Genomic DNA, 19,993 nt, shown 5'->3' on the forward strand with positions numbered 1-19,993 from the left:
AATGTCCGTCTAATATACCAGCGATATTTTTATAAAATGGCCATTTGATGACAGTCAGAATAAAAGGTCGTCACTGGCAAAAAGTGCAATATCGCAGATAGTAAAACGGCGCCTAGTTATATGAACTAAGCGCCGTTCCAAGGTGTTTCAGCAGCGATTACAGTGTGTTTTTGTAGATGACACCGTCTTTCATAATCATTTTTTGCTTATTGAGATCAGCAACGCACTCGACGCCTTGCAGTGGATTACCCTCAATAATCAATAGGTCAGCATAAGCCCCCTCAATGACTCGGCCTAACACGCCTTGCTGGTAAGGGTGCTGATAAGTCGACATTTCGAATAAACGTCCGCAGTTCGAAGTCGCCATACGCAAAGCGGTTATCGTGTCAAAGGTGTGCTCAATAGCCGCAAGCTCATTGAGCTGGGTGGCGTGTACGCTGGCTTCACCGACGCAGTCGGTACCAAAGGCGATATTGTCGATCTGATATTTCTTAATCAGTTCGGCAGATTTGAGCATCGCCTTACCTACCCGCTCAGTTTTACGATAGGTCTCTTCGTTAGGTAGCGGGATCTTGCGCTCGGCAATCAGCGACGAGGTAAAGTAGGATGGGATCATCCAAATACCTTTGTCTTTAATGGTTTTGGCAATGTCATCATCCATAATGGTGGCATGTTCAAACGACATCACTCCCGCCTCTGCGGCTCGGCGCATTGCGTCTGCAGTATGGATATGCGCCGCAACATAAGTGTCATAATCCGTTGCCGCCTCGACGGCCGCTTTCATCTCATCGAGGGTAAATTGCAGTGTATCGAGCGGGTCAAAGGTGGATGATGCGCCGCCACCGGCCATGATCTTAATTTGCGATGCGCCCATAAACAGCTGCTCACGCACCGCTTTTAATACTTCAGATCTGCCGTCTGCTACCTTCATTGCGCCGAGCTTCATCATAGGCGAGTCTTCATGCAGGCCGATCCGCTCCTGCGCTTGATTTTGGCGATAATCCGAGTGACCACTAGTTTGAGAAACCGCTGCCATTGATGGCAGAATGCGTGGCCCCTTGGCATAACCATTATCGATACTCTTTTTAAGCCCTAGTGTGTTACCAGCGACATCGCGAATGGTGGTAAACCCGCGCATCAACATCTCTTCAGAAATACGCGCAGAACGAATCGCCACCTCTTCACGGGTCATGGTGTCGATAACATTAAATGGGGCTGACAAGGTAATATGAACATGTGCGTCCATTAGACCCGGCATCACTGTGCCACCTTTGGCGTCTATCACCTCATCCGCAATAGACAAATCGATGCCATCTTGGCGGCTAATTTTACTGATCAAGTTATCTTCAATAAGTACTGCAACGTTCTCTAGCAGTTGGTTATCCGTGCCGTTAAAAACATTTGCGTTGATAATGAGTTTTTTCATCGTTGATTCCTCGGTAGCATTGCTTCACTAAAATGATTTCATCTAACTGATGAACAAATCTTACCAACAGCCTCCTCAATTAAATTGCCATTAAGTGACAACTACAAACTTAACGATTGGTTAATAGCGACAGATTTACAATGCATAGAAATAGAGGATTCAACGAGGAAGGTTCGATATAAACCTATGTAAGAATTTGAACGATGCTTGGCTTAACCCGACTAACAGCAGGTAGAGGTGTTTGATTATTGCCACGACTATTATTCCTAACGAATATGTCGCTGAGAAAAGCGCTTAATTAGGATAAGCGTTTAATATCCTGGGTATGGATACTCTCCTCAGCAACAAAAACAGTTAAGCGATTAAACCGTTAGGCCCCACATATCAAAAGTTTCTCGGCAGAGCTGCTCCCTAAAGTCTGGGTGAGCGATATCGATCAGTGCTCGCGCTCGTTCACGCAGGGACTTGCCTCGCAGATTGGCAATACCAAACTCCGTCACTATATAGTGCACATGGGCACGTGTGGTCACCACTCCAGCGCCTGGCGACAATACCGTGGCGATTCGCGATACCGAGCCCCTAGCTGCAGTGCTGGGTAATGCAATCACTGAGCGCCCCCCTTCTGATAGCCCCGCTCCGCGAATAAAGTCCATCTGCCCTCCCACTCCAGAGTAAATACGCGTGCCCAGAGAATCTGCACAGATCTGCCCTGAAATATCCACCTGCAGCGCTGAGTTAATGGCCATTACATTGGGGTTTTTACGAATGATAGCGGTGTCATTAACCTGTTCGATGTCCATAAAGATCACCGAAGGATTATCGTCAACAAAGTCATATAGTCGCTGGCTACCGAGGGCAAATCCGGTGACAGTTTTTCCTGGATGCACTTTTTTAAAGCGATTGGTGATCACTCCAAGTTCGACTAAGTTAAGCACACCATCGGAGAATAATTCAGTATGTACACCTAGATCTTTATGCTCGGTTAAACATGAGAGTACTGCATCAGGAATTGCCCCAATTCCCATCTGCAGGCAATCTCCATCACGCACTAACTGGGCTACATTTTTACCGATAGCAATACTCGTTTGATCGCTCGCAGATAGAGGGTGTTGCGGCAGTGGCATGCTCTGCTCATAAACAGCAGTAAATTTACTGTAATGGATAAAGCCATCACCGTGAGTTCTTGGCATCTGAGGGTTGATATGAGCAATAATCTTTCCCGCCATTTGACAGGCTGCTAAGGTCGCTTCAACCGAAATCCCCAATGAACAGATCCCATGCTTATCGGGAGGAGAGACTTGAATAATTGCGGTATCGATTGGCTGCTCACCCGAACGAAATAGCTTAGGTACTTCAGAGAGAAAAATAGGCACATAATCGGCATCACCCTGCTGCAATAGCAAACGTGTTGGCAGGCCGCCAAAGAAACAGCGATGTCGTAGGTGCCCCTTAAGCTTTTCATCACTTAATGACTCTGCACATTCGGTATGTAACTGTAATAGAGTAAGATCTTTTTTTGTTAAAGCATGCTCAGCGAGGGCATTGAGTAATAGGGTCGGAGTCGCTCCCATTGAGTGAGTCCATAACGTCTCACCACTCTCAATTAAAGATACAGCCTCTAGAGCACTGCCACAGATAATTGGCGCCATAAATGATACCTAATATGATTAATCTGTTCGCAGTGTATGAGGTTACGTCTTGCTTTAACAGCGTTTAAACACCCAATTAACTTAAGTTTGATCTCATACCAATTACATTAAATATTTAATCAATTCAGAATCGCTCAAGCTTTTCAATTCAAGGCGCATGGACGACAGAATGGTTATTCCCTTATGAGTCAATGCAAAGCAGAAGTGGAATGCTTGAGCGCTTCCCACTGGGTGGGTTTCAAAGCACTGCATGCTGCGCTGGAAATTTTTGATATAGAATAACTATTACCTTCAAGTTCCCAGCTTGCCTTCAGCGCTTTGAATTCCCACTGAATGAACAGATACTTAATGCAATTGGTATTACCAAAATAAAAGCTTAATTCGGTTGCCAAAAAGCAGCCTGAGTCGGTCACTTTCTTAATACTGATGGGGATAAAAAGGGGAAGAACTCCCCTGATTATTTAAGACTATAAAAACTTGCTGAGCACTTCTTGTTGGCTCAGTAAGCTTTGATACAAGGTGAACTGATTAGCAGCACGCTCTAGATTATGGCCTGCATGATGAATTTGAAAATAGACATCACCATTAAGATGATCGGTTAGGAATCTCACCCCAATCATCAAGCAGATCACTCTTGCCCCTAGCCATAAGCTCTTGCGCTCAGCATCAGATAAAACAGAGCCTAACTCACTCAGATAACCTTTGCAGATGGCACCAAAGATAGACTCTCTGACCTGCACTTTATCTAACGCGATTGAGTCTTCCTCTTCAGGGCTACAGAAAGTACGCACCATGTCGCCAAAATCATACATCAGATAGCCTTTCATGCAGGTATCTAAGTCAATAATCGCAAGGCTAGACATGTCTCGTTTATCGAACAACATGTTGTTGATCTTAGTGTCGTTATGACAAATACGGTGTGGCAGCTTACCCTCAAGCTCGGCTAACTCTTGTAAAAGTTCGGTTTGCGACATGACAAAATCGACCCACTGCAGGCACTCCGCAAGGCGTCCATAGCTATCGGCTTCCACGGCTTGAGTCAGTAGTTCGATGCGTCCTGGCAGATGGTGGAAATTTGGGATCACATCCTCTAATAATTCGGCGTCCAGCCCGGACAAGGCCGATGAGAAGTGACCAAATGCCTTAGCCGCCATCTCTGCATCGGCTTCGCAGCCCACCACATCGATGCTATGACTGTGGGGTAGATAATTGATCGCTCGCCAGAATCCATGTTCACCCAGATCAACAAAAAGCTCGCCATCGAGCGTTAGCTCAGGGGAAACCACCTGTAAACGATACTCATCGGCCGCCACTTGACCTTGTAAATGCTGGCTGATCTTATGGGCATTGTTAACCAGAGCCGTCGGTGTTTTAAATACCTCGGTATTGATTTTTTGCAGTACAAATTCTCTATCAACACTAAGAACCAAAAAGGTATGGTTAATATGACCATTCCCTAGTGGTGATATTTTGGCGCTACCTTCGTTAACCCCAAAATGCGACAAAACATTTTGTCTTATAAAATCAATCACCCAACACTCCAGTTATCTCTATATCTCTGCTATCTGGGCTTGATCATCCAGACTTTCCATGCAGCTTAATTATTAAAAAAGGAATTAACTTACTGTTATTTATTTTTGCAAAGCGTCTGCTGTAGCTTTTCTCTTACCCAAGCAACATCTTCTGGATAAGTCACGCCGTACCATGATTCTTGAGCAACGCTAACCTTTACCACCTTGTCAGCCTGAGTAGCTGATGGAGCATCGAGTCGAGCCTGCACCACAGTAGGCAAGTAACACTCGGCTTTGGGATGCTGACCGTTCTGTTCAAGGAACTGACTAAACTGCTGCTCGAGCACCGCGAAAATATCGGGCTTGAAACCCCAGCAGGTCATCGAAACTACGGCATCATCGGCAATTGCTAAACGCTGTTCATCTAACGTACCAGTTAAGCCCGATGGTTCACAGCGAATATCGAGCCATTCGGCGACATCGACAAGTCTCCCCGCCTCAACCTGACATAGACCTCGGTTCACGCCACCATTTTCAGACAGGGTCAAACCGATTGGATAAGCCACCATCATCCAGTCTTCATCGGCTGTCGATAATCCTTCCGCAAGCAAGGTAAAGGCGCTGTCACCATAAAAATCATCGGCATTAATCACCGCCATAGATCCATGGACATGATTTCTAGCGCTCCATAGCGCATGGGCTGTTCCCCAAGGCTTTTGGCGTTGCGCGACATCGGCAAACTCACGTGCCGATGTAGGTAAATCCTCTAATGACTGAATGCAATACTGACAAGAGAAATCGTCGCTAAGCTTACCCGCTAAGGCGTCATCTAGCATGCTGGCTAGCTCAGGTCGAATGACCAAGACCGCACGAGAGAACCCCGCTTTATAGGCGCTCTGTAACGATAGTTCCAACATGGTTTCACCATTTGGACCAAGCTGTGCCAACTGCTTGTCGCCACCAAATCGGCTGCCTAAACCCGCGGCAAGGATCACTAAGGTTAAATCCTGCTTGCTATTACCCATGACTCTCTCTCAAACAATGAATATCTCAAACAACGGCGCTCTCTCAAACGATTAAAGTACCGCCGCGTGATAAGGCGAAGCAGTTTAATGAGTCTATAGGCTAATTTCCAGCGCTATTCGCCTTGAATTAGTTTGCCAAAAAACGTTTTGAGTAGATCAACTTCTTATACTGATTGGTATTATAAATAGGTGCGGAAAGCCGCGACCTTACCAAGAGCGGCTTGGCTACCCTTCAAACTAAAGTTATAACCGCAAAGGCTAACGTTACCGCGCCTCGCCATATCGACAATAATGGCTTCGGTATCTAAAGGAGAGAATCGTGCTTCTGTGCCAGTATCCGCTAGCAAATCAACCATAAGCGGACGATATTCGGTACCATTATTAAAACGCATCAGTGAACAGGTTTTATCGCCCTTTGCTGTGGCCAAAGACCAGAGGTTAACTGGCGACCCCGTTTCTCCGAGCCAGCGCATAATCAACACATCATCTTCAAGCGCCAAGCTAAATCCATCAGGCATCGCCGTCGAGATCCGCTCAGCTTGAGGCGCACTCTCAATCGGATTTTCAGCTAACGCTGCCGTTTCAACTTCAACGTCAGCCTCAGAAGTTGGAATCAGTGACCAGATACTAGCAATCAGCATGACACTAACTAGCACACCAGAGATAGCAAATAACCACTTTTGATTGACCTTTAACACCTGCTGCAACTGAGCCAGATTAAATGTCGTGGTTTTATTTCCTCTTGGTAAAGGCCGCTGACTCGCGCCAGCTCTAGTGTTAATGTCTAAGTTATCGCCTGTATTAGCGTCTAGGTTAGCGCGATAGCCACCCTGAGCGGGCTCAGCTCTATCAGACTCGACTCTTTCAGGGTCTGCAAACTCACTAGCGTTAGCTGCAAAGTTTGGAGGTGTGGCATTCTCGCCGCCTAGGGTCGGCTCGACTCTGACTCGCTGAGCAGTTGTGCGGCTTGCCGCGTTACTTGCAGTCATATCCACAGGCCCTGCATAGCCCTGCACATAATTTGCCCCAGAGGTTGCAGGTAAAATCGCCAAATAACCAATACCTAACCCCGCAATCACCAGCAGTGTCAGCAACAACATCATGTTATGGATATGCACGAGCGTGATCAGCACCAACAAGAATGGCAATAGCGTTAACAAAACAAACTTTGGCGATTTACCGCTATCACGTAATCGACGCATACTGGTTAAGGCCAAGATTGGCATGAGAAACAAGGCCACAAGATATAGGGCTGCAGAGGGGCTAAAAAGCACAACAGCTAACAATAAAACGAAATAAATCAACCCACTGACGGCAGCAAAACGCTGCCCATTATCTAAACCATTAACACACAAAAGCGACTTAAGTTGCATACCCTTCCGACCTTAAATAATAATCTATGACTCGGCTGTTTCCCCCAACTTGATGTTGTAACAGCACCCCATTTCCATGCTCAGGCGAAAGCATAAAAAGTAAAGAAGTAGCCTACCGAATTTACCCCTCAATGTCAGTGTTTTCGGGCAATATAATCATTAAAGATAAATTATTATGGCAGGCGTTCCTACCATAATAATTACTCACAACAGCTGGATTTCCCCTAACTGCGACTAGCGCAAATATCACCCTAGGCTGTATAATGGCTCGCTTAACCTTTTATCGCCCCATTCGAGCTAGTAGCTAGCTCTTATTGGTACAAACATCGGATATGCAGCAAATGACCGCTCGCGGAAACCTATTTATCGTCTCAGCGCCAAGTGGCGCAGGTAAATCATCGCTTATTTCGGCCCTGTTACGAGACCAGCCTGTAGATATGCAAGTTTCAGTTTCGCACACCACAAGGCAACCACGCCCAGGTGAAGAGAATGGTCAACACTATCACTTCGTTAATCAAGACGAATTTAAGAGCTTAATTGCCGATGGCGCTTTTTTTGAGTGGGCAGAGGTCTTTGGTAACTACTACGGCACCTCTCGTGTCACGATTGAGCAGACGCTAGAGAAAGGTATCGACGTATTTCTCGATATCGACTGGCAAGGTGCCCAGCAAGTTAAAAAGTTAATGCCTGAATCAATTGGTATTTTCATTCTTCCACCGTCGAGAACTGAGCTAGAACGCCGCCTGACTGGCCGCGGACAAGACAGCGAAGAAGTGATTGCAGGCCGCATGGCACAAGCGGTTTCAGAGATGTCACACTACAATGAATATGACTTCGTTTTAGTGAACGATGATTTCGACAAGGCACTGGCCGATCTATTAGCGATCATTCGCAGTCAAAGATTAACCTCTGCTAGCCAAATTCATACGCAAAATGGTATGATTAAAGATCTGTTGGCAGGCTAACTGTCTTCATGTACAATTTTGCGTCATTTTTTCAATCGATAAAACACTGGAGTTTCCAAACATGGCTCGCGTAACTGTAGAAGATGCCGTAAACCAAATCGGCAACCGTTTTGATATGATTCTGGTTGCAGCGCGTCGTGCTCGCCAAATCGCTGTGCAGGGTAAAGACCCTATGGTTGAAGAAGAGAACGACAAGCCAACGGTTATCGCCCTGCGCGAAATCGAACTAGGTTTAGTCACAGCTGATACTTTGGATGCCGATGAGCGCCAAACAGTTCGTGAACGTGAAGCAGCTGAAATCGCTGCTGTTGCTGCCATCGCTGAAGGCCGCAACGCTATATAAGGAGTAGAGTCACTTGTATCTGTTTGAAGGTCTCAAGGAGTCTGCGTCAGGTTATTTAGAACCTGAACAGGTAGAATTACTCAAGCAGGCCTATCAGGTGGCGCGTGATGCCCATGAAGGTCAGATGCGCACGAGTGGCGAACCTTATATTACCCATCCGGTTGCGGTTGCCCGCATCCTGGCCGATATGCGTCTCGATCATGAGACGCTTATGGCCGCACTCTTGCACGACACTATCGAAGACACCCCTGTCACCAAAGAAGAACTAGCTGAAATATTCAGTGAGTCTATTGCTGAATTGGTTGAAGGCGTCTCCAAGCTCGATAAGCTCAAATTCCGCGACAAGAAAGAAGCACAAGCCGAAAACTTCCGCAAAATGATGATGGCGATGACCCAAGATATTCGAGTCATCCTGATCAAGCTTGCCGATAGAACCCATAATATGCGCACCTTAGGTGCACTACGGCCCGATAAGCGCCGTCGCATCGCCCGAGAAACCCTCGAAATTTACGCACCGATCGCCAACCGTCTTGGTATTCATAATATTAAGAGTGAGTTAGAGGAGTTAGGTTTTCAAGCCTACTACCCTATGCGATATCGCGTACTTAGAGAGGTAGTGAAAGCCGCTCGTGGTAATCGTAAAGAGCTTATTCAAAGCATTGAAGCTGCAATTAATACCCGTCTTGAAGATACTGGCCTAGAAGGCACGGTAAAAGGACGTGAGAAGAACCTTTATTCCATCTACAACAAGATGCGCAATAAGGAGCTGCAGTTCCAGGAAGTGATGGATATCTATGCCTTTAGGGTCATCGTTGACTCTATCGATACTTGTTATCGCGTCATGGGGGCCATGCATGGCCTTTATAAACCGCATCCTGGTCGCTTCAAAGATTATATCGCTATCCCTAAAGCTAACGGCTATCAGTCGCTGCATACTTCACTTTTTGGTCCTCACGGCGTGCCAGTTGAGATCCAAATTCGTACCGAAGATATGGACCAGATGGCTGACAAAGGGGTGGCGGCTCACTGGCTGTACAAGAAAGGCAGCGCAGCAGAGCAAGGTACGACGACACAAGTACGTGCCCGTAAGTGGATGCAGAGCTTGCTGGAACTTCAGCAGAGCGCAAGCACCTCTTTCGAATTTGTTGAAAACTTTAAGACCGAACTCTTCCCAGAAGAGATCTATGTCTTTACTCCTGAAGGTCGTATTTTAGAACTGCCAGTGGGGGCAACTCCTGTCGACTTCGCCTATGAAGTCCATACCGATGTGGGTAACACCTGTGTCGGCGCTAAAGTTAACCGTCAGGCTTACCCACTGAGTCAACCATTGATCTCCGGTCAAACCGTTGAGATTATTACGGCTAACGGCGCACGCCCAAATGCAGCATGGCTGAACTTTGTGGTGACGGGTAAGGCGCGGGCTAAAATCCGTCAGGTTCTAAAGAGCCTAAAAGAAGACGATGCCGTACTGCTTGGCAAGCGTCTACTTAATCACGCTCTAGGTGAGACTAAACTAGATGGCTTATCTCAAGAGCAGATAGATAAAGTTGTTCACGATACTAAACATGACTCACTCAATTCACTACTTGCCGATATTGGTTTAGGTAATGCTATGAGTATTGTTATCGCCCAGCGACTGCTTGGCGATCAAGTCGATCATGAAGAGCAAAAAGAAGTACCAACCATGTCGATCCGCGGCGCCGAAGGCATGCTAGTAACCTTTGCTAACTGTTGTCGCCCAATTCCAGGGGATGCAGTAATTGCTCATGTCAGCCCAGGAAAAGGCCTAGTGGTTCACATGGAAAGCTGTGCCAATATTCGTGGTTATCAGGGCGAGCCAGACAAGTATATTCCTGTCCAGTGGGATAGCGCAGAAGGCGTTGAATACCAAGCCAACCTTAGAGTTGAGATAGTGAACCATCAAGGTGCACTAGCAAAAATCACCTCAATTGTTGCCGCAGCAGGTTCAAACATTCATAACTTAACCACTGAAGAACGTGATGGGCGAGTATTCCTCATCAATCTACGTATTTCAGTGAGAGACCGAATTCATTTAGCTAACGTGATGCGTCGGATCAGGGTTCTTCCGGAAGTATTACGTACATCGAGAAACCGTTAACTTACTTCAAATAAACAAGGAAAGAGCATGGCAGAAAAGATCATCATCGCAACCAATAAAGCACCCCAAGCGATAGGCACATACTCTCAAGCTGTTAAAGTCGGTAGCACTGTGTATTTATCTGGCCAGCTCCCACTGGTTCCAGAGTCAATGCAGATAGTGAGCGATGAATTTGAAGCTCAGGTTGTTCAAGTATTTGAAAACCTGACAGCGGTTTGCCAAGCGGCAGGCGGTTCTCTTGGTGATATTGTAAAGTTAAATATCTTTATGACTGACCTAAGTAACTTTGCGACGGTTAATGAAATTATGGGTCGCTACTTTGAGCAGCCTTATCCAGCACGTGCGGCTATCGGTGTGAAGCAACTACCGAAAGACTCACTTGTTGAGATGGATGGAGTTATGGAGATCTAATCTCCGCATAACTTTATCAATTGGGCGCTACGGCGCCCTTTTATTATTAAAACGTCTTACTAATTAGAAGCCTATCATGAGTCCTGAACGTTTCGCCCGTATCAACCAGATGCTAGACAACCGCCAACCCGACCTTACCGTGTGCCTCGATACCGTGCACAAGGGTAACAACATCGCCGCCGTACTAAGAACGGCCGATGCAGCAGGCCTACATGAAGTGCATGCTGTCTGGTCCGATATTGAGATGCGCGTTTCAGGTAACACCGCCTCGGGTAGCCAACAATGGGTCAAGACCTGTGTGCATCACAGTATGAAAGATGCGATCAGCGATTTCCGTAATAAGGATATGCAGATCTTAGCCACTACCTTCTCCGATACTGCAGTGGATTTTCGTGAAATTGATTACACTCGCCCAACCGCTATCATCTTAGGCAATGAGCGTGATGGCGTAAGCCCAGAAGGTATTGCGAGCGCCGACCAACATATCATCATCCCAATGATAGGTATGGTGCAGTCGCTCAACGTCTCTGTTGCTGCGGCGCTTATTATGTATGAAGCCCAACGCCAGCGCACTGAAGCAGGCATGTATGGTACTCGTAAACTCGATGAAGCCTACTGCCAAGTGAAACTCTTTGAGCAAGGTCATCCGATTTACGCCAAGGCCTGTCGCCGTAAAAAATTGCCTTACCCAGCGATAGATGAAAGCGGGCAAATTGTTGCCGATGAAGATTGGTGGCAGAAGATGCGCGCCCCTTCAGACTAAGCGTAAAGCTCAATCGAAATACCAGCACTTATACCAATCGATATAAATGCTGGTATTTTTTTATCTAAATTTTTTATCTAAATCATCAGCACTTACACCAAGTGGTATAACCAAGTCCTCTCCTTAGGGTGTTTTATTAAAATTGTAACACCTGTTTGAAAAAGTTTGTCTTAGATCACATTTTTCGCCATACTCATTAATTATACCGTCTGTTAAACGAACGATTAAAACAAAAATAGATAACTAGGCTGAACTGAAATTAACTACTATCAATATGGAATTGCAATGGAATCCTCTATGAAAACCCCGATTGAGATGCTAGAACATTGGGTGGAAAAACAAGGCGATCAAGTTTATCTAAAGCAGCCTATTGAGGGCCAATATAAGACCTTTACTTGGCGCGATGTGCAAACCAAGATGCAGCAGATTGCAGGCGCACTCAGACACCTGGGGTTAAATCCCGGGGATAAAGTTGCCGTACTTTCTAAAAACTGCGCCGAATGGTTTATTACTGACTTAGCCCTTATGCACGGTGGCTATATCAGCATCCCTATCTACCCTACCGCCAATGCCGACACCATTCGCTACACCTTAGAACACAGTGAAGCCAAGGCCATTTTCATCGGTAAGCTAGATTACTGGGCCGACCAAGAAGCCGGCGTTGGCGGTGATATTTTACGTCTCGCCATGCCGTACGACACCATGCCAGCTCAGTATCACTGGGATAAGATGCTCACCTTAGGTCAACCATTAATCGATGCTCCGCTGCCGACTCCTGAGCAGGTAATGACCATCATCTATACCTCTGGCTCAACCGGTAAGCCTAAAGGGGCGATTCAAAACTTTGCCAGTTACGCCTGGACCTGTAATGCGGTTGTGCGCGACCTTAAAACCGATGTTCAAGACAGATTGTTGTCTTATCTGCCGCTGGCGCATATTACTGAACGCGTCGCCATTGAAGGTTCATCCTTCTACTCTGGCAGCAGTGTCGCCTTCGTGGAAAGTCTAGATAGCTTCGTTGCCGATGTGCAGCGCGCAAGACCGACGGTATTCTTCTCGGTGCCACGCCTGTGGAGCCTATTCCAGAAGAATATTATCGATAAGATCGGCTACAGCAAGCTCAACTTCCTATTAAAAGTGCCGATCATTAGCAGCATTGTGAAGCGTAAAATCCATCAAGGCTTAGGCTTAGAGCACTGCCATCTATTAGGTTCTGGTTCGGCACCAATCCCGCCATCACTGGTTGAGTGGTATCACAAGATAGGTCTCGATATCAGTGAGGCTTGGGGCATGACAGAAAACTGTGCCTACTCAATTATCAATCATCCGTTTGATCCCAGAAAGATTGGCTCTGTTGGCCGCGCAGTAGAAGGCTGCGAGGCTAAGCAATCTGATACAGGCGAGCTTTTAGTTAAGAGCCCAGGTTTAATGCAAGGTTATTATAAGCAAGAGGAAGAGAGTGCTAAGTGCTTCGATGAAGACGGTTTCTTCCATACAGGTGATCTCTGCTCTATCGATGATGAAGGTAACGTCAGCATTACAGGCCGTGTTAAAGACAACTTTAAAACCGCTAAGGGTAAGTACGTTGCGCCGGTACCGATTGAGCGCAAGCTCGCACAAGATCCTCATGTAGAGATGATCTGTGTTATCGGCTCAGGCCTGCCCCACCCTATCGCTCTAGTTCAACTGTCTGAAGGTGCGGCAGTGCAACCAAGAGAAGAGGTCAGGCTATCACTTAAAAACACTATCGATACAGTGAATCCACACTTAGAGTCTCATGAAACGGTCGATGCCATTGTCATTGTCAGTGAGCCATGGGATGTAGAGAATGACGTATTAACGCCTACATTAAAGATCAAACGACATGTACTAGAGAAGAAGTTTAGCGACAAGGTTGACGGCATTCGTGGCGGTAAAGTCTGTTGGGAAGATGAAATCTAGCAAAAGCTATAGATTTCTCTCCTAAGACGGCACACTCTTCAGTGTGCCGTTTTTCTATTTTGGACGAAAAACACCCAATTAACTAAATTTAATGATGGATGAACAGTTTTTGATTGCGCAATTTTTGAAAGAAACTATTCTTGCCATCCTTTCAAAGAAATCCAATTTATAGAGTTAATCATGTTTATTTTATTGTCGATACTCGGCGGCTTTTTAATTCTTACTTTAGGTGCAGAAGCCTTAGTAAGAGGCGCGAGCCAAATCGCGCTTAGATTAGGGCTTACCCCTTTAATTATTGGCCTAACCATTGTTGCCTTCGGTACCAGTGCACCTGAACTTGCGGTGAGCGTAAAATCTGCCATCGCCGGAAATAGTGGTATCGCATTAGGTAACGTCATCGGCTCAAACATTGCCAATATCGGTCTTATCTTAGGTATTACAGCGCTTATTCGCCCGATTAAGATTGAGTCTCAGATGGTGCGCCGTGATATTCCAATCATGATTGCTGCGTCGCTATTGTTCTGGAGCCTACTACTCGATGGTGGCTTGAGCTTCTGGGATGGTGCGATTCTATCTGCATTGCTTGTAGCCTACTTAACCTTCAGCTACTTCACTGCAGAGAAACAAACAGACGATGATGTTGAAGATACCAAGCAAAACCCAATGTTATCGGTACTGTTTATCGTAATTGGTATTAGCATGCTAGTTGGCGGTGGTATTTTATTCGTCGATGGCGCAGTTGCTATGGCTCAGTCATTTGGCATTAGTGAAGTCATTATCGGCCTAACGATTGTAGCTATCGGCACCAGCATGCCAGAGCTTGTGACTTCAATCGTTGCAGCGCTCAAAGGTCAGAGCGACATCGCGATTGGTAACGTGGTCGGCTCAAACCTATTCAACATTTTAGGTATTTTAGGTGTTACCGCACTTATTCACCCGATTGTTGGCAGCGAAATTAGTAACCTAGATTGGGTTGCTATGATTGCCTTTGCAGTGATCTTACTGCCATTTGCTTACACAGGCCTACGTATTGGTCGCCGTGAGGCTGCGCTACTTGTACTTGGTTATGTCGTGTACATCGGCTACTTGGTAGCTCAAGTTTAAGCGATAAGTAAAGTGTATTTTAAAGACCTAAATTGCTATCGCAGTTTAGGTCTTTTTTTGTTTCTATCCATCGCTAACCGCCAGACATGTTTCGCCACAGTCACCACTCTTAGCAATTAAATAGCAGCTTGACTCTCAAACGAATAAACGCCAAATTTGCGTAAACCTATAACTCTGATAATATATGTATAAATTTACAGTGTTTGAGCGCTAACAGTTTGCAAAGACTCGATCTTGTTCCGATAACCGATCTCAAAGGCGTTGCCAAGAAAATGGCCGAGAGATTAGCAAAGCTAGGGATTACAACAGTGCAAGATCTGTTGTTTCATCTGCCGCTGCGCTACGAAGATCGTACTCAAGTCTATCCTATCGCCTCACTCTATCCTGGCAGCTACGGCACTATCGAGGCCGTGATTCAGTCCAGCCAAATTATTCAAGGGCGTAAGCGCATGCTCACCTGCACGGTGCGCGATGATACCGGCAGCTTAACCCTACGCTTTTTTAACTTCTCGGTGGCCCAACGTAATGGCCTAGAGATCGGCATGACTATTCGTGCCTACGGTGAAATTCGCCGTGGTAAACACTTTGCCGAAATTATCCACCCAGAATATAAGCTGATCTCACCGGGTGAAGATCTGCAGCTAAGCGACACGCTCACGCCAGTTTACCCCACAACCGAAGGCTTAAAACAAGCAAGCTGGATCAAGCTAACTGAACAGGCGTTGGCGATGTTAGAAAATGGCGGTTTACAAGAGTTACTGCCGCCACACCTGCAGCCAAACAACTTAGATTTAAAGCAAGCACTGCAGATCCTTCATAGACCCAATAATCAGGTATCACTATTTGAGCTAGAGCAAGGCACACATCCAGCGCAGCAGCGCCTGATTCAAGAAGAGTTAATGGCCCACAATTTAAGCATGTTACGCCTACGTCAGCGCAGTAATCGTGACAGTGCGGTAAGCATGCACGCCACAGGTCAGCTATTGAATCCTTTTCTAGCCGCACTGCCCTTTAAACCGACTGGCGCCCAGCAGCGAGTCGTCGCCGATATTACCCAAGACTTAGCCAAAAACGAGCCGATGATGCGCCTAGTACAAGGTGACGTGGGTTCCGGTAAGACCTTGGTCGCCGCCTTGGCAGCATTGCAGGCAATAGAGAGTGGCTATCAGGTCGCCATGATGGCGCCAACTGAGCTACTGGCCGAACAGCATGCCATTAACTTTGCCGCTTGGTTCGAGCCCCTAGGACTAAAAGTCGGCTGGCTCGCTGGTAAACTCAAAGGCAAGGCTAGAGCCCAGTCGTTAGCCGATATCGAATCTGGCGAAGCCCACATAGTGATTGGTACCCACGCTATCTTCCAAGAGCAGGTGGTATTCAATAAGCTGGCACTGATTATTATCGATGAGCAGCATAGATTCGGCGTGCATCAGCGTTTAGGTCTGAGGGAAAAAGGCATTAGTCAGGGATTTCATCCACACCAGTTGATTATGACTGCCACACCGATCCCGCGTACTCTGGCAATGACTGCCTATGCCGATCTCGACACTTCGATTATCGATGAGCTGCCACCGGGGCGAACACCTGTCACTACGGTCGCAGTGTCTGATCAGCGCCGAGAAGAGGTGATTGACCGCGTCCGTAAGGCCGCCATTAATGATAAACGCCAAGCCTACTGGGTCTGTACCCTGATTGAGGAATCGGAAGTGCTTGAGTGCCAAGCCGCCGAAGATACCGCCGAGGAGCTGAAACGAGCGCTACCCGAGCTAAAAATTGGTTTAGTTCATGGTCGTATGAAACCTGCCGAGAAACAGCAGATCATGGCAAGCTTTAAGGCTGGAGAACTCAACTTACTAGTGGCAACGACAGTGATCGAAGTGGGCGTGGATGTGCCCAATGCCAGTTTGATGATTATCGAAAACCCCGAGCGCCTAGGTCTAGCGCAATTGCATCAGCTTAGAGGTCGAGTCGGCCGTGGTGCAGTAGCCAGTCACTGTGTGCTGCTATACAAGGCACCTCTGTCGGCAACGGCTACCAAGAGGCTCGGCGTACTCAGACAGAGCAACGACGGCTTTGTGATTGCTCAGCAGGACTTAGAGATCCGTGGACCGGGTGAAGTATTAGGCACTAAGCAGACGGGAATAGCCGATATGAAGATAGCCGATCTGATGCGCGATCAAGCACTTATCCCCCATGTACAGAAGCTCGCCGCCCACGTTATGCAACAAGCACCCGCGAGTGTGGACCCTATAATTGAGCGCTGGCTCGGCGACCGCGAGCAATTTGTACAAGCGTAAACGACTGCTTTAGTCATCTTTCGAAATTAAATATCCTTAATAGAGCTTCTGCCTATAGACAATCCGTTGGATTTTTGCAGAATGGATTGACGCTATACTTTTATTATTAGTCCTATCACTGCGCGGTAGCAGAGGAGTTAAAATGCAACTCAGTCAAGAAGATAGAATTTCCCCTCAGGAAAAGAGTTCTGGCACTAATGGTCTGGCAATTTTAGCTATAGTTGCTGTTGTGGCACTATCTGCTGGCGGCTACTACTATCTCAGCGGCAATGAAGAAATCGAAGAGCTGCAAGTCATTGCGCCTGTAGTGATCCCAGATCCTGTGCCTGAACAGCCACTTGAAACAGAAGCGGTTCCCGAGCCTGAAGTGATCATAGAGGCAGAACCTGTACAGTTGCCAGAAGTCGATCCCGTTCCACAAGTCGAGCCACTGCCAGCACTGGCCGATAGTGATGAATTCGTTCACCAGAAAGTCACCAATGTTGCCGATGGCATGGCGATTGAACCACTATTGATTGAAGATAATCTCGTGCGTCAATTTGTGGTGTTTATCGATAACCTAGCTCAAGGCGAACTCGCCCGCAAAGTGAGCCCGCTCAAAGCGCCAAACAATAGTTTCACCGTATCGGAGATCGCCAACAAGACCTACATCAATCCTGATAGTTACCATAGATATGATCTCTATGCCGACTTCTTAGCTAGCCTAAATGATGAAGAGTTAGCGAAAACCTATAAGGAGCTGACGCCATTACTGAGCGAAGCATTTGTCGAGCTTGGCTACAACGACATCTCGTTCGATGAACGTATGCAGCAAGCGATTGAGGTGATGTTAGATGCACCGATTATCGAGCAGCCTATCGAGCTAGATGGCGTGAGTGTGAACTACCAGTTTGTCGATCCAAAACTGGAAGCACTGCCCAATGCCCAGAAATTAATGGTGCGCATGGGACCTGAAAACTCACGCAAAGTAAAATCTGCGCTGCGCCGGTTACAGAAGCACCTAAACTAGCCACTCAATCGAGTGAGTTCGTCTCTCGAGAGCCCTGAATTAACAGGGCTCCCTCGCAAATCCAACATTTTCTCACCGATAGCTCACCTTTGAGCGACATCTGTATCGAAAGAGCTTATTAAGCTCACCATTTATGATGTAGAATAGCCGCTCTAAATGACGTTATATTTGACCACTAGCAAACATAATTGCTTTCGTCGGTCAGAAATATCTTTCTACTAGTCAAGGTGATACGAAAGGATATTCGGATTTGAGGCGATGCATTTGAAGTTCAGCATTCTTTCATGGGGCGCATGGTCGCCACAGTACCAACAAGCCAATGAATGGTTAAGTTGGCCAACTATCGCCTCAGACGATTCTGCACTGCAGTCTGCTGTGCCCAAATTGGCTCATGTACCTGCTATGCAACGCAGAAGACTCAGTAAACTTACCAAAATCATCCTTGAAGCCGCCTCTCAGTGCACTCCACCTGAGCAGTGCCGCAGTATTTTTGCCTCGCAACACGGTGAGATTAATCGCACTATCGGCTTACTTAAGGATATCGTTGTCGAGTCACCACTATCACCTACAGGCTTTAGTCAGTCGGTACACAATACCGCCAGCGGCATTTTCAGCATTCTAACGGGTAATCAAGCAGCATCGACCTCCATTGCAGCGGGAAAAAATAGCTTTTCTCAAGCTTTCATCGAAGCCTATGGGCAGCTACACGCCGATCCACAACCGCTGCTATTGGCCTACGCAGATGAGCCTGTGCCACAAGTTTATCGACAGTACTCTTCAGAGCCTGAGTGGCCTATCTCTGTTGCCTTTATGCTTGCTCCAGCAAATTGTCCGCAACCCGCTATAGCAAGCTTAAACTTAACCGCAGACACCCGTGAGCATAAGAGTGACGATGAGCAGCTGAGTTTTGGACTGTTACTCTCATCTATTGCGGCTAAGCAGAATACCTCTGGCTATTTGGCTGGTTGGCACTGGGAGCTAACCTGCAGTGACTAAATCCGTCGCCAATAAGCAGCCGCTAGCGCCAAAATTAACAGGCCTAGCTTATATTCCACGCTGGCTTGGTGGTACCGCCTGCTATATCGCCTTCGGGCTTGGCGGCCTATTGAGCTCGCTTACCATACTACCGATACTTAGGTTTTGGCCCGGCACACCACAGCAGCGGATCGAGCGCGTACAGCGCGCCGTGCATATCATGTTTAAGGGCTTCGTAAAGATGCTAACCTGGGCAGGCGTGATTAACCTCAGCCATGGAGACCTAAGTCGACTTCGTGATGCGAGAGGCATGATAGTCACGGCAAATCACCCAACCTTAGTCGATGTGGTCGTGCTTATCAGTTTAATGCCTAATGCTGGCTGCATCGTTAAGCAAGGACTATGGCGTAACCCCTTTTTACGGGGCGTAGTCTCTTGCGCAGGTTACATCCCTAACCGCGGAGCAGAGCTGCTGTTAGAGGACTGTAAATTGGTTCTTGAGCGTGGCACCAATTTAATTATTTTCCCAGAAGGCACCCGCACCGTCATCGGTGAGAAAATTAACTCCTTTGCACGTGGCGCTGCCAATATAACTCTGCGAACCCATAGCGATCTATTGCCTGTATTTCTGAAAACCAATACTGTTGGACTCAGTAAGCAGCAGGCTTGGTATCAACTACCGAGGCGAACCATAGGCATGCATATCGAAATAGGCGAAACACTGCCCTATTTGCGCTATGATGCCAATGCAGGCGGCGATGCAAAAATGGCACGGCAAATGACTCGTGACCTAGAAAACTATTATAAACAACAATTAGATAGATACTTATGAGCCTAGATAACGAAGTAAAACAACTGATCATCGACTGTCTCGACCTTGAAGACGTCAGCATTGAAGATATTGACTCACAGGCGCCACTATTTGGTGAAGGCCTTGGACTCGACTCTATCGATGCATTAGAGCTTGGCCTTGCCATCAAGAAACAATTTGATGTGAAGATTGAAGCAAACTCAGATGCGACAAAACAGCATTTCTATAGCGTTGCTAGCTTAGTCAGTTTTATTGAGTCACAGCGAGCCTAGGG

Annotated in this window: 17 protein-coding genes; 12 read left to right on the forward strand and 5 right to left on the reverse strand. The window is 46.9% G+C overall.

Features of this window, described 5'->3' with window-relative positions:
- Positions 1–157: 157 nt before the first annotated feature.
- From JMA39_RS15410 to JMA39_RS15430, 5 genes are all read right to left on the reverse strand, one after another.
- Positions 158–1,426 (reverse strand): metal-dependent hydrolase family protein, encoded by a 1,269-nt coding sequence (locus JMA39_RS15410; RefSeq protein ID WP_202722749.1) that lies wholly within the window; start codon positions 1,424–1,426, stop codon positions 158–160.
- Between the two features lie 362 nt (positions 1,427–1,788).
- Positions 1,789–3,075, reverse strand: coding sequence for an acetyl-CoA hydrolase/transferase family protein (locus JMA39_RS15415; RefSeq protein WP_202722750.1), 1,287 nt, complete (start codon positions 3,073–3,075; stop codon positions 1,789–1,791).
- A gap of 467 nt (positions 3,076–3,542) precedes the next feature.
- Entirely contained in the window at positions 3,543–4,607 is a 1,065-nt protein-coding gene (locus tag JMA39_RS15420; protein ID WP_202722751.1) for a phosphotransferase enzyme family protein, read from the reverse strand.
- Between the two features lie 95 nt (positions 4,608–4,702).
- Positions 4,703–5,611 (reverse strand): nucleotidyltransferase family protein, encoded by a 909-nt coding sequence (locus tag JMA39_RS15425; RefSeq protein WP_202722752.1) that lies wholly within the window; start codon positions 5,609–5,611, stop codon positions 4,703–4,705.
- Between the two features lie 179 nt (positions 5,612–5,790).
- The gene (locus tag JMA39_RS15430) at positions 5,791–6,984 is read right to left on the reverse strand and encodes a DUF805 domain-containing protein (protein WP_202722753.1); all 1,194 of its coding nucleotides are present in this window, start codon (positions 6,982–6,984) and stop codon (positions 5,791–5,793) included.
- Between the two features lie 341 nt (positions 6,985–7,325).
- Here JMA39_RS15430 and gmk point away from each other — a divergent pair, with 341 nt between their 5' ends.
- The 12 genes from gmk to JMA39_RS15490 all read left to right on the forward strand — a co-directional run bounded on the left by gmk (position 7,326) and on the right by JMA39_RS15490 (position 19,991).
- Positions 7,326–7,949, forward strand: a complete 624-nt coding sequence (gmk, locus tag JMA39_RS15435; RefSeq protein ID WP_202722899.1) for a guanylate kinase — start codon at positions 7,326–7,328, stop codon at positions 7,947–7,949.
- Positions 7,950–8,010: 61 nt separating this feature from the next.
- Entirely contained in the window at positions 8,011–8,292 is a 282-nt protein-coding gene (rpoZ, locus tag JMA39_RS15440; RefSeq protein ID WP_012275521.1) for a DNA-directed RNA polymerase subunit omega, read from the forward strand.
- 13 nt (positions 8,293–8,305) lie between these two features.
- The gene (spoT, locus tag JMA39_RS15445; protein WP_202722754.1) at positions 8,306–10,411 is read left to right on the forward strand and encodes a bifunctional GTP diphosphokinase/guanosine-3',5'-bis pyrophosphate 3'-pyrophosphohydrolase; all 2,106 of its coding nucleotides are present in this window, start codon (positions 8,306–8,308) and stop codon (positions 10,409–10,411) included.
- A 27-nt stretch (positions 10,412–10,438) separates the two neighbouring features.
- Positions 10,439–10,822, forward strand: a complete 384-nt coding sequence (locus JMA39_RS15450; protein WP_202722755.1) for a RidA family protein — start codon at positions 10,439–10,441, stop codon at positions 10,820–10,822.
- 76 nt (positions 10,823–10,898) lie between these two features.
- Positions 10,899–11,585 carry a tRNA (guanosine(18)-2'-O)-methyltransferase TrmH gene (gene trmH, locus JMA39_RS15455; RefSeq protein WP_202722756.1) on the forward strand — a complete coding sequence of 229 codons (687 nt, stop codon included), beginning with the start codon at positions 10,899–10,901 and terminating at the stop codon, positions 11,583–11,585.
- Between the two features lie 285 nt (positions 11,586–11,870).
- The gene (locus JMA39_RS15460; protein ID WP_202722757.1) at positions 11,871–13,526 is read left to right on the forward strand and encodes an AMP-binding protein; all 1,656 of its coding nucleotides are present in this window, start codon (positions 11,871–11,873) and stop codon (positions 13,524–13,526) included.
- 180 nt (positions 13,527–13,706) lie between these two features.
- Entirely contained in the window at positions 13,707–14,630 is a 924-nt protein-coding gene (locus JMA39_RS15465; RefSeq protein ID WP_202722758.1) for a calcium/sodium antiporter, read from the forward strand.
- Positions 14,631–14,848: 218 nt separating this feature from the next.
- Positions 14,849–16,924 carry an ATP-dependent DNA helicase RecG gene (gene recG, locus JMA39_RS15470; protein ID WP_202722759.1) on the forward strand — a complete coding sequence of 692 codons (2,076 nt, stop codon included), beginning with the start codon at positions 14,849–14,851 and terminating at the stop codon, positions 16,922–16,924.
- Between the two features lie 142 nt (positions 16,925–17,066).
- Complete coding sequence (locus tag JMA39_RS15475; RefSeq protein ID WP_202722760.1) at positions 17,067–17,933, forward strand: DUF3014 domain-containing protein; 867 nt, start codon at positions 17,067–17,069, stop codon at positions 17,931–17,933.
- A gap of 258 nt (positions 17,934–18,191) precedes the next feature.
- The gene (locus tag JMA39_RS15480) at positions 18,192–18,929 is read left to right on the forward strand and encodes a beta-ketoacyl synthase chain length factor (RefSeq protein ID WP_202722761.1); all 738 of its coding nucleotides are present in this window, start codon (positions 18,192–18,194) and stop codon (positions 18,927–18,929) included.
- A complete protein-coding gene (locus JMA39_RS15485) occupies positions 18,922–19,740 on the forward strand; it encodes a lysophospholipid acyltransferase family protein (RefSeq protein ID WP_202722762.1) in 819 nt (272 codons plus the stop codon). The genes JMA39_RS15480 and JMA39_RS15485 overlap by 8 nt, the downstream gene beginning before the upstream one ends.
- The gene (locus JMA39_RS15490) at positions 19,737–19,991 is read left to right on the forward strand and encodes a phosphopantetheine-binding protein (protein WP_202722763.1); all 255 of its coding nucleotides are present in this window, start codon (positions 19,737–19,739) and stop codon (positions 19,989–19,991) included. Before JMA39_RS15485 ends, JMA39_RS15490 begins: the two co-directional genes overlap by 4 nt.
- Positions 19,992–19,993: the final 2 nt, after the last annotated feature.

This window comes from Shewanella schlegeliana, assembly GCF_016765635.1.
Classification (GTDB): domain Bacteria; phylum Pseudomonadota; class Gammaproteobacteria; order Enterobacterales; family Shewanellaceae; genus Shewanella; species Shewanella schlegeliana.

Excerpts from the sequence above, each read along its gene's own strand:
- JMA39_RS15410 (WP_202722749.1), bottom strand. The coding sequence starts at position 1,426 with ATGAAAAAACTCATTATCAACGCAAATGTTTTTAACGGCACGGATAAC.
- JMA39_RS15415 (WP_202722750.1), bottom strand. The coding sequence starts at position 3,075 with ATGGCGCCAATTATCTGTGGCAGTGCTCTAGAGGCTGTATCTTTAATT.
- JMA39_RS15425 (WP_202722752.1), bottom strand. The coding sequence starts at position 5,611 with ATGGGTAATAGCAAGCAGGATTTAACCTTAGTGATCCTTGCCGCGGGT.
- JMA39_RS15430 (WP_202722753.1), bottom strand. The coding sequence starts at position 6,984 with ATGCAACTTAAGTCGCTTTTGTGTGTTAATGGTTTAGATAATGGGCAG.
- gmk (WP_202722899.1), top strand. The coding sequence starts at position 7,326 with ATGACCGCTCGCGGAAACCTATTTATCGTCTCAGCGCCAAGTGGCGCA.
- rpoZ (WP_012275521.1), top strand. The coding sequence starts at position 8,011 with ATGGCTCGCGTAACTGTAGAAGATGCCGTAAACCAAATCGGCAACCGT.
- JMA39_RS15450 (WP_202722755.1), top strand. The coding sequence starts at position 10,439 with ATGGCAGAAAAGATCATCATCGCAACCAATAAAGCACCCCAAGCGATA.
- trmH (WP_202722756.1), top strand. The coding sequence starts at position 10,899 with ATGAGTCCTGAACGTTTCGCCCGTATCAACCAGATGCTAGACAACCGC.
- JMA39_RS15460 (WP_202722757.1), top strand. The coding sequence starts at position 11,871 with ATGGAATCCTCTATGAAAACCCCGATTGAGATGCTAGAACATTGGGTG.
- JMA39_RS15465 (WP_202722758.1), top strand. The coding sequence starts at position 13,707 with ATGTTTATTTTATTGTCGATACTCGGCGGCTTTTTAATTCTTACTTTA.
- JMA39_RS15475 (WP_202722760.1), top strand. The coding sequence starts at position 17,067 with ATGCAACTCAGTCAAGAAGATAGAATTTCCCCTCAGGAAAAGAGTTCT.
- JMA39_RS15480 (WP_202722761.1), top strand. The coding sequence starts at position 18,192 with ATGCATTTGAAGTTCAGCATTCTTTCATGGGGCGCATGGTCGCCACAG.
- JMA39_RS15490 (WP_202722763.1), top strand. The coding sequence starts at position 19,737 with ATGAGCCTAGATAACGAAGTAAAACAACTGATCATCGACTGTCTCGAC.